Origin of the sequence: Streptomyces aurantiacus (assembly GCF_001418335.1) — a bacterium.
Lineage (GTDB): Bacteria > Actinomycetota > Actinomycetes > Streptomycetales > Streptomycetaceae > Streptomyces > Streptomyces aurantiacus.
This window is the reverse complement of record NZ_LIPP01000012.1, coordinates 1-13,048: the sequence shown is the minus strand read 5'-3', so window position 1 is coordinate 13,048 and position 13,048 is coordinate 1. Positions and strand designations below refer to the sequence as shown.

Genomic DNA, 13,048 nt, shown 5'->3' with positions numbered 1-13,048 from the left:
CTCTTACCCCGCCCCCCGGCGGAGCCACTCCGCACAAGCCACCCCACCCGCGGCGACCGCTCAACCGCCTTCACCAAAGGCGTCAACAAAGCAGAGGCAAGCGGCGAAAGCAGCAGCACGACCGCGGTACCGAGGGCAAATCCCCCGACGACGTCAGTCGGATAGTGCACGCCCATATAAACCCGGCAGAACCCACCGAGCAGCGCAATCCCCACCCCGACGAACCCGAACTTCCGGTTCGCGAGAAACAGCCCGACACCCATCGCCATCATGAGAGTCGAGTGATCGCTCACGAACGAGTAGTCACTCTTGCCGGCGACAAGGACTTCCAGCCCCTCATGGTCCACAAAGGGCCGAGGCCGTTCGACGAAGCCACGTATCGGCACATTCACGAGTACGGCGACTCCGGCGGCCAGCGGCGCCCAGATCAGTGAGGCCACGGAGGAGGCGGCGTCGTCTCCGCCCCGTCGCCGCACGGTCCACCAGCACCCGAGGATCAGCAGCACCATGACGAGCAGAAGCCCCCACTCGCCCACGAACTCCATGATGCGGTCGAACCAGTGCGGCGCGTCCTTGGCGAGGCCGTTGATGTCGTAGAGCAGATCGACGTCGGGGTTCGATCCGGAGTCGGCGAGTCCAGCCATGGTGCAACGGCCCCTTCATCGTCATCTTTCACGCGTCCACCGGACGCGTCGCGCCACAACCCCCGTCGTCGGCTACAGAACAGGAACGCACAGTCCCCTTCAATACGTTCCGCTCTCCACCGAATGATCACGCAGACGTTATCGAAGAGAGATGCATCGCTGCAGCTCAGGGGCGGATTCACACAGAGGTGGGCAATGCTTTCGCGCCATCTTCGGTCACGCGGGTCGCCCCGAAGTAGTCGGGGGTGTCGATGGGGTCGAAGCGAATCACGGCGCCCGTCCGAGGCGCGTCGATCATGTAGCCGCCGCCGACGTAGATGCCCACGTGCCGGATGGTCCGGGAGTTGGTGAGGTCGTCCGAGAAGAAGACCAGGTCGCCGGGGAGGAGCTCGTCCCGCTCGGGGTGCGGCCCGGCGTTGTACTGGTCGTTGGCGACGCGGGGCAGGGTGATCCCCACACTTTCGTACGCGGCCTTGGTCAGCCCCGAGCAGTCGAAGCGTCCTCCCTGCTCAGGGGTGCCGTTGCCACCCCACAGGTAGAGCGTCCCGAGCTTCTTCTGCGCGTAGTAGATGGCGCCGGCGGCCTGCTGCGAGGGCTGCACACGACCGACCGGAGCGGCGAAACTCTCCTCCAGTGTCGTGATCGTCTTCACGTAGTTCTGGGTTTCCCGGTACGGCGGGACGCCCCCGTATTTGATGACGGCGTACGCCCCGGCGTTGTACGCGGCGAGCATGTTCTTGGTCGGGTCTCCGGGAGCGTCCTTGACGTACTTCGCGAGCGAGCAGTCGTACTTCGCGGCCGATGGAATCGCGTCATTCGGGTCCCAGACGTCGCGGTCACCGTCGCCGTCGCCGTCGATTCCGTGCGTGGCCCACGTTCCGGGGATGAATTGCGCAATCCCCTGCGCGGCGGCAGGACTCTTGGCGTCGGGATTGAATCCGCTCTCCTGATACAGCTGCGCGGCGAGAAGTGCCGGATTGATGGCGCTGCACAGATTGCCCCACTTCTGCACGAGCGTCTGGTACGCCGCCGGTACGGCACCCTTGGCCAGGCCGACGGCTCCCGGCCCCACGCCGTTGGCGAGGTTCCCGGCGACCAGGTAGACACCGATCACCAGCACCATGACGAAGCTCAGCCCCGCCCCCGCGACGACGGTCACCCAGATCCAGGCCTTACGCACCGTCAACCGCCCTCCGCCGCCCAGGAATTCGCCCACGTCATCCTAGGAGCTTCCCACCAGGGAGCGGCCGCAACCGAGCACTCGGTTCAGCGAGGGGGCCGCCCGGCGCGCGGGGAGTCCCCGTACAGCGGGAACCGCTCCGTGGCGACCTCGAAGCCAAGTGGCGGAGGAAGAGGCACAGGTTCCCCGAACTTGCCGGGCAGCACGTCCTGATAGGCGCCGTTGTCCGGGCGGGTGTGCAGGGCCCACGTACCCTTGCGGGGGTCGACGACCAGCAGCGCGACTACTCCCGCGACCGCGTACCAGTCGGCTTTGTTCCTGATGTCCCGAGCCTTCTCGGACTGGGAAATCACTTCGACAGCGAGCTCGACATCCCGCGGATCGAGCAGCCAGTCGTCAGAGACCAGGAAGTCCCGGGGACAGACCAGCAGATGCGGCGTCACGAAGTCATCCGGGTCGTCCGGCATCTCGATGGACGACATCTCGGTCGCGACGAGCACCCTCGGAAGCTGCGGCCTGATCAGCTCCTCAAGCTCATAGACCACTCCCGCGTGCTTGCCACGCGGCGTCGGGGACATCACGAGTTTCCCTCCCAGAACCTGCACACGCAGACCCGTCGCTTCCTCGATCTCCTCGGCGACCTCGCGCAGGTTTCCCGGGCGGGGCTTCGGACGGATCCGCCACATGACGTGTGCCCTCCGACCTTCCAGCTCCGACACCTCGGCTCCGCGAGCAGGATCGGCGGGAGGCCCGGTATCCCGCTCAGCGGTGAATCCACCGTACTGTGCGGCCCCCTCGACTGCCTCGGTGTCACGCCCCTTGCGCGTACAGGCCGTCCCCCTGAGCCGCTGCTCAATCTCGACCACGCCACCCTCCCTCACGCTCCGCGTGCACACCTTCACTCTAGGTCATCTCTCTGACACTCCGCCCACAACAGCTTCCCGCCCCGGTCGCCGCACAGCCGGTACGCACCCCACGCGTCCGCACACGCCCGCACGAGATGCAGCCCGCGCCCGCTCTCGGCCATATCGGGCGGCATGAGACCGGGGTCGTCGAACCCCTTCGGCACGGTGGGGTCGGAGTCCCACACCCCGACCCGCACCCGCCTGCCCTCGACGGCGCGCAGGCGCAGGGCGTAGGGGCCGCTGGTGTGGAGATGGGCGTTGGTGAGCAACTCGGCGGCGAGCAGCTCCGCCGTGGGCACGAGCGGTGCGAGGTCATGGGCGTCGAGGACGATGCGCAGGGTCGCGCGGCCGATACCTGGTGAGCGTGGATCGCGCGGGAGTTGAAGGGTGCAGGCCCAGGACGGGGATACGGTTGCCATCGGAAATCTCCGATCACGAGGAGGAGTTGGACGGTTGCCCAGTGACCACGGCCGCTCCGTCGAGCGGGGTACTTCTGAGCGGGGCGCCTGACCAACAAAGTAGCGGTTGCAGTTATATTCTTCACCAGATAGCGGTGAAGAGTAAGAACAACCATCCGTGTGGGTGACTCGCAGCACGGAAGATCGAGGAGCATCGCCGTGCGGACCAACCCGACAGGACGTCAACTCCGGCTCGGGGCCGAGCTGCGCAAGTTGCGCGAACAAGCAGGTCTCACCTCGACGGCGGCCGCTCAACTCCTCGGCATGCCGCAAGCGCAGGTCAGCAACATGGAGACCGGCCGGCTGGGTGTCAGTGCAGAGCGGGTGCGCACTTTGGCCTGCCAGTACGACTGCGCAGACAAAGCTCTGGTGGAGGCCATCGCGGGGATGGTCGGGGGCCGCAAGCACGGCTGGTGGGAGACGTACCGGGAGATCCTGCCCAGCCCGCTACTCGACCTGGCCGAACTGGAGCACAACGCCCAATCGTTGCGCACCATGGTCACTGCACGCATCCCCGGCCTGCTTCAGACCGTCGACCATGCCCGCGAAATCTTCCGGCAAGCAGTCACGGAGCTTTCCCCACCGGACATCGAGCACCGCGTCTCGTTCCGCATCAAGCGCCAGGCCGTGCTGTATCGGGACGACCCCACTCCGTACGAGGCGATCATTCACGAGGCGGCTCTGCGGATGAAGATCGGCGGGCCGTCGGTGTCGCAAAAGCAGCTCAAACATCTGCTCGACGCGAGTGAGCGGGAGCACATCATCCTTCGCGCCATCACGTTCGACGCCGGCGCCTACCCCGGGTCGGGCCAGTCCATCTTCTATGCGCACGGCCCGGTACCGGAGCTCGACACAGTGCACCTGGACCAGTCTCACGGCCTCACGTTCCTGGACGCCGAGGCACAACTGCGCAAGTACCGCCACCTCTTCGAGAGACTGAACACCGTGGCTCTTTCACCCGACAAGACCCGCGACCTCATCCGCACAGTGATCCACGACCTCTAGGGAGCTCCCGTGACTCCGATCGCCTGGCAGAAGTCGTCCTACTGCTCCGAAGGCGACTCCTGCATACACACGGCTTCCACCGTCGAAGCCATCCATCTCACCGAAAGCAGCGACCCGACCCACTCCATACTCGGGACCACCCCCCACGCCTTCGCCGCCCTCATCCACGTACTCAAAGAGAGCCCGACGCATGTCTGACATCCCCACCGACCTCACCTGGGAACGCGCCGCCCCGCCGGAGGCGACCGGGCCCGGTCCCTGGATCGAGCTCGCCTTCGGCGAGAACGAACTCGTCTACATCCGGGAGACCAGCGACCCCGAGACCGTCGTCACGACCACCCAGAAGAAGTGGGACGCCTTCGTACTCGGCGTACAGGCAGGCGAGTTCGACCACTTCGTGGAAGGCGTCGAGGAAGCTGAGGGAATGGACGGGCTCGGGGGCGGACAGCCCTAAGCAGCCGGCCCCGCCGAACCGCCCCGGGCCACCCCCCGCGCCCACAGCACCAGCGGCACCTGCAGCGGCAGCCGCGCCAGTGTCACGGCCTTCCGGGGCGCGGGCCCGTGACGCGCGTCCACGGCCATCTGGACGTTCGCGGGGAACACCCCGACGAAGAACCCGGCGGCGGCCAGCGCGGCCACCCGCCTCGTACGCGGCACCGCCACCCCGGCCGCCAGCGCCAGCTCGACGACACCGCTCGCGTACGTCCAGTGGCGGGCGGCGCCCGGCAACGCGGACGGGATCATCGCGTCGAACTGCCGCGGCACCGCGAAGTGGGCGACCGCGGCCGAGGCCAACAGACCCGCGAGCAACAGGGGCGAACGCTCCGACCGTGACACGGTTCCTCCTTCTGGCGAGAAGCTCGCGGGGAGCCCGGCCCGCGAGGTTACTCGACAGTAAACCGTCAGGCGGACTCCGCCCCCGTGTACGCCGCGGTCGTCCGGTCGGCCCGCGCCCGCGCGACCTCCTCAGCCTCACCCGACTCTCCCGCCCCACCGTCGGAGACACTCGCCGCGTACCAGGCCTCGCTGCTCTCCGTGACGAACCGCAGCCCCTCCTCGGTCCCGAACCACGCCATGGCCTCCTGGGGGTCCACGGCCTCGCCCGAGGCCAGGTGGAGGGTGAGCCCGATGAGTCCCATGTCCCAGCCGACACCGACGGCCCCGGGCCCGAACTCCTGCCACTTCGGGTCGTCGTCGGGCGAGATGTGGTCCAGCTCGAAGCGCGTCCCGCCCTCCGCCGCGGGGGTCAGCCGGAGCTCGATCCAGCTGACGTTCCCGTCGAACTCCCAGGTCGCGGTGAAACCCTTCGGCGGGTCGCAGGTCTCGACGGTGCCGCCGGCGTTGCCCACCAACTGGTACCTGCCGCCGGGGCGGAGCTCGCCGGTGACGGGCAGGAACCAGCGCGGGATGCGCTCGGGGTTGGTACAGGCGTCCCAGAGATCCTCGACGGTCGTGTCGTACGTCTGACTCAGGGTCATGACGTGGGCCTCGCCGGCCTCCATGACCCGGCTGCCGACGTGGCGCCGTACGGCGTTGATCTGATGGGTGACGTCGATCATGAAGTACTGCTCCTTAACTGTGAAACCGTGAGGGGTTGCCGCCGCCATCGCCGCCACCGGCGTGGTCGTCGCCACCACCGTGGCCGCCACCACCGTGGCCGCCGCGATCGTCATCGTCGCCGGACCGCTCGCGGAGCCGGCGTTCGCGTTTGCCCCGGGCCACCTCGGTGGCGAGGGCGTCGAGGTGCGGCGTCCAGAAGCGCCGGAAGCGGTCCAGCCAGGCGTCGATGTCGCGCAGGGGATCGGAGTTCACGGCGTAGAGCCGCCGGGTCCCCTCCGGCCGGACCGTGGCGAAGCCGTTCTCCCGCAGGACCTTGAGGTGCTGAGAGACGCCGGGCTGGGATATCCCGAACTCTTCCCTGACGACCTCGCTCACCGCTCCGGAGCTCATCTCACCGTCGGCGAGCAGCTCCAGGATGCGGCGGCGAACGGGGTCACCGAGTACGTCGAATGCGTGCACGGCAACAGAGTATCAGCAGTCACTTATATAAGCGCGGGCAAACATCCGCCCCCGCACCCCAACGCACCCCACCACCCCACCCGGGATAACCTTCACGCAACGCAGCACGGGTGGCGTCTACTCACCAGGAGACGTACGGCCCAGAGAACATCAGCACGACGCACCGGCGCACACGGGACGGGGTCGGGCTCGATGGACGGGCGGAGTCGGCCACCGTCAGGCGGCGATCGCGCAAGAGGGGCTAACGACGGAACCACACCACAGGTTCCGCTTCTCCTTCATTGCCCGGCGTGACCTGCCGTGATACACAGAGTGACGATACGCCTCCCCGTGAACCGTCCCGCACGCCCCCGAGGGGTCCCGCGAGCGGCGGCGACGAGGGATTCGTACGAAACCCGCCAACCAATGACGCCAAGTCGACATGCGACAGCGTCATTGTCAGCGACAATAGCCGTGACCTCTGCGCAGAGTGGCAGAGGAGGCAGAACAACCCACTAGGGGCGGTGACTTACATGCTTTTCGCAGCCGAAAAGGGCGACATCAACACGATCATCGGCGGGATCGCTCCGGACTGGGGCCCGTTCGGCACCCTCGGCAACGAGGCCCGGATCATGATCGAGGTCGTGATGGCGGTCGCCATCCTCCTGTGCCTCGGCATCGCGATCTGGGGCGCGGCGAAACAACGTATCGGCGCGACGGCCCTGCGCGACACCTTCAGTGCCGAACAAGGCAAAGGCCTGATCATCGCGGGTCTCACCGGAGTCTTCATCATCGGTTCACTGGGCACGCTCTTCACCATCGTGTACGGCATGGCCGTCTAGGCGGCCGCCGGCCCGGTGCCCTCCGCCCCGGCCGGGCACACCCGGTCCCTCCTCCACCCCACCCGTCCGACGTGCCCACCGGCTGAGGTTGCGTTTTCCCTGATGTCCAGTCACCACACCGCGCCCGCGCGGGAACCAGCGGGGCTACCGTCGTATGACGCGGTTCAGCACGAGGTTGAGGGGGCGTACGCGGCATGAGTCTCGGCGACGAGCACGGAGCGCGCGGCGAGGACGGCGGTTACGGAGGCACCGGCCAGACCCGCACACGGCTCCCCGACAGCGACGGTGACGTCTACGGCGGGGTGCGACGCGGCGGCCGTTCGTCCTCGCGCAGCCTCGTCACGGTGGTGGGTGTCGTGGTCCTCCTGATCGCGGCCATCGCCTTCGCGAACCGCGGTGGCGGCGATTCCGGGGCGGACGACAGCGGCGGCGACGGCGGCGGCACGAGGGCGGGGACGGCACCGACGGCCGCGTCCGGGGAGCAGCCGGAGAAGTCGGGGACGGGCGGAATCCCCACCGGTTACGCACAAGACGATCAGGGTGCTCAGAGCGCGGCGGCGAACTACTCGGTAGCGCTCGGCTCCGCCGACATGTTCGACACGGACCGGCGGCACAAGATCGTCGACACGGTGTACGCACCCGATGTCGCCGCCGACCGCCAGTCCGGACTCGACCAGGCGTACTCCAGCGAGAAGTTCCTGAGCAACATCGGTCTGGGCAAGGACGGCAGCGCGCCGAGCGGCCAGACCTTCGTGTCACGCGTCATTCCGGTGGGCACCAAAGTCAAGTCCGCCAGCTCTGCAAACGCCTCCGTACAGGTCTGGTACACCTCGCTCTTCGGTCTCTCGGGCGACGGCTCCACGAACCCTGTGTCCGAGAGCTGGTACACGACGACGTACGAACTGAAGTGGGTATCCGGTGACTGGAAGGTCACGGACTTCCAGCAGAAGGACGGGCCGGTGCCCGTCGGGCGCGACCAGACCGCGTCCACGGCCGACGACATGACGAAGGCCGTCGAGGAGTACGGAGGGTTCACCTATGCCCGCTAGTCGTCGCGTACTCACGATCGCCGGGGTCGTCACAGCCGTGCAGACCACGGCGGTTCTGATCGCCACCCGGGCCTTCGCCGCGCCCACCCCCACACCCAGTCCGGAGGACAGCAGCGACGCCTGCGACCTCATTCGCGGTCCCGCCAAGGACTACTGCGAACGAGACGGCACCAGCCGCAACGGCCCCTCCGTGGACGACCCCACCACCGCCCTCGACCCCCTCGCCTCCCTCGCCAAGGGCTGTGCGAAGGCCGCCTCCTGGACCATCGACAAGCTCAGTGACGCCGTCCAGAACACGGCGACGGTCGACTTCACGAACACCACGTTCCTCCAGCAGTACGCGGTGGTCTTCGCCGCGTCGACGATCCTCACCCTCCTCCTGTGGCTGCTCGCGGTCACCAAGCGCGCCGTCCGAGGCGTCCCCCTCAGCACCGCCATGGGAGAGGCGATCGGCTTCCTCTGGCTGACGGTGCTGGCGTCGGCCTTCACCCCGCTCATCCTCTACACCGTCGTCTCGGCGACCGACGGCATCGCGGAGGTCCTCGCCAAGACGACCGGCAACCAGACGGACACCTTCTTCGGCAACTTCTCCGGCGCCCTGAACAAGGGCACCGACATCGGCGGCGGCCCGATCATGCTGATCGTGGTGTCCCTCGTGTCGATCCTCGCCGCGGGCGTCCTGTGGCTGGAGCTGGTGATCCGCGCCGCGCTCCTGTACGTCGGCGCGCTGCTCGGCACGGTCGTCTACGCCGGCCTGGTCGACAAGAATCTCTGGGGCCACGTCCGCCGCTGGGCGGGCATCATGATCGCCGTCATCCTCGTCAAACCGGTCATCGTGATCGTGCTGGGCCTCGCGGGAGCCCTGTCCGCGGAGGACGGCCCCGACTCCTTCTCCGCCGTCGTCTCCGGCCTCGCGATCATCCTGCTCGCCATCTTCGCCAGCGCGATGATCTACCGCTTCGTACCGGGCTTCGGCGACGAGATCGCAGGCGGCCGCAACAACCGCATCATGCAGGGCGCCGAGGGCAAGGCCGCGGCCGTCATCAGCTCACCCGCCACCCTCGTCGCGCAGGGCATCAAGACCCACAGCACCCGCGCCGACAACAACGGCGGCGGGGGTGGAGGCGGCGGAGGCGGAAACAGCGGCGCCCGCCCGTCCAACCCCGTCTCCGGCGGCGTCGCGGCCCACAGCTCACGCGGCTCCTCGGGCGGCGGCGGGTCGGTCCCCACCGCACCCCCGCCCCGCTCCAGCCCGGTGAACACCCCGCACGCCGGCAACGCGCGCAACAGCAACAGCGGTAACAGCAGCGGCAACAACAGCACGGGAGGTGCAGGGCGTTGACGACTGACTCCCATATGGCCCATACGCCCCATCCGGTCACGCCCCGCCGTACGTATCTGATCGGCCGCGCCCGGCCGAACGCGATCGTCGGCCGGAACCGCGAGTCCGGCGAGATCGGCCTGATCATCGCGGGCGCGTTCCTCGGCATGATGTGCGGCCTGATCGTCCCCGTGCTCTCCCTGCGCATCGTGCTGCTCATGGGCTTCCCGATGCTCGCGCTGGCCGCGGTCTACGTGCCGTACAAGCGGCGCACCTTCTACAAGTGGTTCGAGATCAACCGCAGTTACAAGAGGGGGCTCCGGCGGGGCACCGCCTACCGCAGCGACGTCATGGAGTCCGGCATCCACATCGACGGACGCGAGATGGAGGTCGGCCCGCCGCCGGGCATCGGCCGCATCAGCTGGCTCGCGGCACCCTTCGGCCCCGACGAGATCGCCGTGCTCCTGCACGCCGACCGCAAGACCGTCACCGCCGCGATCGAGATCGAGGGCCCCGGCGTCGGCCTGCGCGACAGCGAGGACCAGGAGGCCCTCGTCGACCGCTTCGGCACCCTCCTCAAACACGTCGCCAACGGCGACGGCTTCGTCACCCGTATCCAGATGCTCGCCCGTACGCTCCCCGCCGACCCGGACGCCCACGCCAAGGACGTCTCCGTACGCGGTGACGAGCAGGCACCCGCCTGGCTCCAGCAGTCGTACGAGCAGCTCTCGTCCATGGTGTCGACGAGCAGCGAGCAGCACCGCGCCTACCTCGTCGCCTGCATGCACTACTCACGCGAACTGGCCGCCGAGGCCCAGACGATGGCCCGCGCCGCCCGCCCCAAGGGCGGCAGGAAGCTCGACAAGGACGCCGGCCTCGCCGTCGTCATGGCCCGCGAGCTCACCGACATCTGCTCCCGGCTCCAGGAGGCCGACATCAGGGTCCGCCAGCCGCTCGGCCAGGGCAGACTCGCCTCGCTCGTCCACTCGATGTACGACCCGGACCACCCCATCGACCACATCCAGGCGATGACCAGGCGCAACGCCTGGCCGGCCGAGCTGGACGCCATGGAGCCGACCTACCTCCAGGCGAAGACCCGCGAGTCCTCCACCCGCGCCCCCTGGTGCCACGCCACGGCCTGGGTGAAGGAGTGGCCGATGACCCCGGTGGGCGTCAACTTCCTCGCCCCGCTGCTCGTCCACACCCCGGACGTGATCCGCACGGTCGCCGTCACCATGGACCTCGAACCCACCGAGATCGCCATCGAGCGGATGCTGACCGAGAAGACCAACGACGACGCCGAGGCCAGCCGCCAGGCCAAGATGAACCGCACCGTCGACCCGCGCGACGTCGCCTCCCACAACCGCGTCGACCAGCGCGGCCAGGACCTCGCGAGCGGCGCCGCCGGCGTCAACCTCGTCGGCTACATCACCGTCTCGTCCCGTAACCCCGAAGCCCTCGCCCGCGACAAGCGGACGATAAGGGCCTCGGCCGGCAAGTCGTATCTGAAGCTGGAGTGGTGCGACCGCGAGCACCACCGGGCCTTCGTCAACACGCTCCCGTTCGCGACCGGCATCCGGAGGTAGGGCTCTATGCGGGATCCGCTGTCCATCCTCACGGAAAGCTTCACGTCCTTCCTGTTCGGGAAGGTCGAGACGACCCGCCCGCCGGTGCGCACCTCCACCGGCCAGGCCCAGGCCGTCTACCTGCCGACCGCGGCCCCCGGCCTCGGCGACTCCGGCGTCATCATCGGCCGCGAGGTCTACTCCGGGAAGGGCTACATCTACGACCCCTTCCAGCTGTACGGACAGCAGCTCCCGGCACCGCACTGGCTGGTCCTCGGCGAGTCCGGCAACGGCAAGTCGGCCCTGGAGAAGACGTACGTCCTGCGGCAGTTGCGGTTCAAGGACCGCCAGGTCGTCGTCCTCGACGCACAGGGCGAGGACGGCGTCGGCGAGTGGAACCTCATCGCCCAGGCACTGGGCCTCACCCCCATCCGCCTCGACCCGACCGCCGCCCTGGACATGGGCATCCGGCTCAACCCGCTCGACCCGGCGATCACGACGACCGGCCAGCTCGCGCTGCTCCGGACGATCATCGAGGTCGCGATGGGCCACGGCCTGGACGAACGCTCCGGCTTCGCCCTGAAGGTCGCGCACGCGTACGTCAACGAGACGATCGTCGACCGCCAGCCCGTCCTCACCGACATCGTCGAGCAGCTGCGCCACCCCGAACCGGAGTCGGCGGAGGCCATGAACGTCGCCATAGACGACGTACGGGCCTGGGGCCTGGACGTCGCCCTGGTCATCGACCGCCTCGTCGACGGTGACCTGCGCGGCATGTTCGACGGCCCGACGACCGTCGGCATCGACCTCGACTCCCCGCTCATCGTCTTCGACCTGTCCCACATCGACCGCAACTCCATCGCCATGCCCATCCTCATGGCGATCGTCGGCGTGTGGCTGGAGCACACCTGGATCCGCCCCGACCGGAAGAAGCGCATCTTCCTCGTCGAGGAGGCCTGGCACATCATCAACAGCCCGTTCGTGGCCCAGCTCTTCCAGCGCCTGCTGAAGTTCGGCCGCCGCCTCGGCCTGTCCTTCGTAGCCGTCGTCCACCACCTCTCCGACGTCGTGGACGGCGCCGCCGCGAAGGAGGCCGCGGCGATCCTCAAGATGGCGTCGACGCGGACGATCTACGCCCAGAAGGCGGACGAGGCCAGAATGACGGGCCGGGTACTCGGCCTGCCCCGGTGGGCGGTCGAAATCATCCCGTCCCTCACCCCGGGCATCGCCGTGTGGGACGTCAACGGCAACGTCCAGGTGGTCAAACACCTGATCTCCGAGACCGAGCGGCCCCTCGTCTTCACCGACCGCGCCATGACGGAGTCGTCGGCCGACCACCTCGCGGACGACGCCCTGCGCGCCGCCGAACTGGAGGCCGAGGAACGGGCCGCGGCCTTCATGGAGCAACACCTGAGCGATCTCGACGACTCGTCCGAGTCCACGGTGGCGTAGAGGAGCGGCCCGCAATGAGACCGGACGATCGAGAGCACCACCGCGGCGGCAGAGAGGGCGGAGGCGGCGAAGGGGGCGTCCCCGACGGCCTGCTGCTCGGCATCCTGGCCTTCGTCCTCGGCATGACCGTCATGGTGTGGACGGCGACCGGCCTCGCCGGCCTCTTCTCCCACGGTTCCTGGCCCGCCCAGATCGCGTTCCGCCGTACGCCCCTGGCCATCCGCCACCTCATCGGGTCCCCCGACGACCTGGCGGGCGCCTGGCCCGACACCCCGGCGAACCAGCTGTCCGGATACGGGCTCTTCTGGGGCCTGGTCATCGGACAGCTGATGGTCCTGCTGGTCCTCACGGTGTTCGTGCTGGGCACGGTGGCCAGATGGCGGGCCCAGCGAGCGAGACGCACAGAGCCCGCCACGGCGACGGAACGGACCGAGGTGGAACACCAGGAACTGGAGCACCAAGAACGCCAGGTGCCGGCGCAGCCACAGCCGCAACCGCAGGTCGAACACGTCACGGCACCGCAGCCGGCGACGGACCCCGCGGCGCCCCCGCAGCGGTCGGCGGAGCCGCCGCTGGAGTCGGTTCCGACGGCCACTGACGATGAACGGGCTGAACGGGCGGGCGGGTGG

Annotated in this window: 15 protein-coding genes and 1 pseudogene; 9 read left to right on the top strand and 7 right to left on the bottom strand. The window is 68.4% G+C overall.

The window, feature by feature from the left end:
- The 4 genes from AOK01_RS01960 to AOK01_RS01945 all read right to left on the bottom strand — a co-directional run.
- Positions 1-644 (bottom strand): phosphatase PAP2 family protein (locus AOK01_RS01960; protein ID WP_055507691.1); only part of this gene is annotated, 644 nt, incomplete at its 3' end.
- A gap of 178 nt (positions 645-822) precedes the next feature.
- Positions 823-1,824, bottom strand: a complete 1,002-nt coding sequence (locus tag AOK01_RS01955) for a C40 family peptidase (RefSeq protein ID WP_055507695.1) — start codon at positions 1,822-1,824, stop codon at positions 823-825.
- Positions 1,825-1,910: 86 nt separating this feature from the next.
- The gene (locus tag AOK01_RS01950) at positions 1,911-2,510 is read right to left on the bottom strand and encodes a Uma2 family endonuclease (protein WP_055507690.1); all 600 of its coding nucleotides are present in this window, start codon (positions 2,508-2,510) and stop codon (positions 1,911-1,913) included.
- Positions 2,511-2,722: 212 nt separating this feature from the next.
- Positions 2,723-3,148, bottom strand: a complete 426-nt coding sequence (locus AOK01_RS01945) for an ATP-binding protein (RefSeq protein WP_055507688.1) — start codon at positions 3,146-3,148, stop codon at positions 2,723-2,725.
- Positions 3,149-3,346: 198 nt separating this feature from the next.
- Between AOK01_RS01945 and AOK01_RS01940 the strand changes: the two genes are divergently transcribed.
- Genes AOK01_RS01940 through AOK01_RS01930 form a run of 3 tightly spaced genes read left to right on the top strand, consistent with a single transcriptional unit; the run spans position 3,347 to position 4,646 of the window.
- Positions 3,347-4,192, top strand: coding sequence for a helix-turn-helix domain-containing protein (locus AOK01_RS01940; protein WP_213862037.1), 846 nt, complete (start codon positions 3,347-3,349; stop codon positions 4,190-4,192).
- Positions 4,193-4,201: 9 nt separating this feature from the next.
- Entirely contained in the window at positions 4,202-4,390 is a 189-nt protein-coding gene (locus AOK01_RS01935; protein WP_055507686.1) for a DUF397 domain-containing protein, read from the top strand.
- A complete protein-coding gene (locus tag AOK01_RS01930; RefSeq protein ID WP_055507684.1) occupies positions 4,383-4,646 on the top strand; it encodes a DUF397 domain-containing protein in 264 nt (87 codons plus the stop codon). Before AOK01_RS01935 ends, AOK01_RS01930 begins: the two co-directional genes overlap by 8 nt.
- Here the strand turns inward: AOK01_RS01930 and AOK01_RS01925 are convergent.
- The 3 genes from AOK01_RS01925 to AOK01_RS01915 form a co-directional block, all read right to left on the bottom strand.
- Entirely contained in the window at positions 4,643-5,029 is a 387-nt protein-coding gene (locus AOK01_RS01925) for a DoxX family protein (RefSeq protein ID WP_055507682.1), read from the bottom strand. The genes AOK01_RS01930 and AOK01_RS01925 overlap by 4 nt on opposite strands.
- 65 nt (positions 5,030-5,094) lie before the next feature.
- Positions 5,095-5,751: an SRPBCC family protein gene (locus tag AOK01_RS01920; RefSeq protein ID WP_055507680.1), complete on the bottom strand. Its 657-nt coding sequence runs from the start codon at positions 5,749-5,751 to the stop codon at positions 5,095-5,097.
- A gap of 13 nt (positions 5,752-5,764) precedes the next feature.
- Positions 5,765-6,211 (bottom strand): ArsR/SmtB family transcription factor, encoded by a 447-nt coding sequence (locus AOK01_RS01915; RefSeq protein ID WP_079103097.1) that lies wholly within the window; start codon positions 6,209-6,211, stop codon positions 5,765-5,767.
- Positions 6,212-6,723: 512 nt separating this feature from the next.
- Here AOK01_RS01915 and AOK01_RS01910 point away from each other — a divergent pair.
- From AOK01_RS01910 to AOK01_RS44590, 6 genes and pseudogenes are all read left to right on the top strand, one after another.
- Positions 6,724-7,032 carry a hypothetical protein gene (locus AOK01_RS01910; protein WP_055507678.1) on the top strand — a complete coding sequence of 103 codons (309 nt, stop codon included), beginning with the start codon at positions 6,724-6,726 and terminating at the stop codon, positions 7,030-7,032.
- 194 nt (positions 7,033-7,226) lie between these two features.
- Positions 7,227-8,081 carry a hypothetical protein gene (locus AOK01_RS01905; RefSeq protein ID WP_055507676.1) on the top strand — a complete coding sequence of 285 codons (855 nt, stop codon included), beginning with the start codon at positions 7,227-7,229 and terminating at the stop codon, positions 8,079-8,081.
- Positions 8,071-9,423, top strand: coding sequence for a hypothetical protein (locus AOK01_RS01900; protein ID WP_055507674.1), 1,353 nt, complete (start codon positions 8,071-8,073; stop codon positions 9,421-9,423). Before AOK01_RS01905 ends, AOK01_RS01900 begins: the two co-directional genes overlap by 11 nt.
- A gap of 14 nt (positions 9,424-9,437) precedes the next feature.
- Positions 9,438-10,988: an SCO6880 family protein gene (locus tag AOK01_RS01895; RefSeq protein ID WP_055507672.1), complete on the top strand. Its 1,551-nt coding sequence runs from the start codon at positions 9,438-9,440 to the stop codon at positions 10,986-10,988.
- A 6-nt stretch (positions 10,989-10,994) separates the two neighbouring features.
- Positions 10,995-12,419, top strand: a complete 1,425-nt coding sequence (locus AOK01_RS01890; RefSeq protein ID WP_055507670.1) for an ATP-binding protein — start codon at positions 10,995-10,997, stop codon at positions 12,417-12,419.
- A 14-nt stretch (positions 12,420-12,433) separates the two neighbouring features.
- A pseudogene (locus AOK01_RS44590) lies at positions 12,434-13,048 on the top strand (type VI secretion protein); the annotation flags it as partial.

What these genes read in the sequence shown, in the direction of transcription:
- AOK01_RS01890 (WP_055507670.1), top strand. Translation starts at nt 10,995, where the DNA reads ATGCGGGATCCGCTGTCCATCCTCACGGAAAGCTTCACGTCCTTCCTG.
- AOK01_RS01945 (WP_055507688.1), bottom strand. Translation starts at nt 3,148, where the DNA reads ATGGCAACCGTATCCCCGTCCTGGGCCTGCACCCTTCAACTCCCGCGC.
- AOK01_RS01910 (WP_055507678.1), top strand. Translation starts at nt 6,724, where the DNA reads ATGCTTTTCGCAGCCGAAAAGGGCGACATCAACACGATCATCGGCGGG.
- AOK01_RS01900 (WP_055507674.1), top strand. Translation starts at nt 8,071, where the DNA reads ATGCCCGCTAGTCGTCGCGTACTCACGATCGCCGGGGTCGTCACAGCC.
- AOK01_RS01920 (WP_055507680.1), bottom strand. Translation starts at nt 5,751, where the DNA reads ATGATCGACGTCACCCATCAGATCAACGCCGTACGGCGCCACGTCGGC.
- AOK01_RS01930 (WP_055507684.1), top strand. Translation starts at nt 4,383, where the DNA reads ATGTCTGACATCCCCACCGACCTCACCTGGGAACGCGCCGCCCCGCCG.
- AOK01_RS01905 (WP_055507676.1), top strand. Translation starts at nt 7,227, where the DNA reads ATGAGTCTCGGCGACGAGCACGGAGCGCGCGGCGAGGACGGCGGTTAC.
- AOK01_RS01895 (WP_055507672.1), top strand. Translation starts at nt 9,438, where the DNA reads ATGGCCCATACGCCCCATCCGGTCACGCCCCGCCGTACGTATCTGATC.
- AOK01_RS01950 (WP_055507690.1), bottom strand. Translation starts at nt 2,510, where the DNA reads ATGTGGCGGATCCGTCCGAAGCCCCGCCCGGGAAACCTGCGCGAGGTC.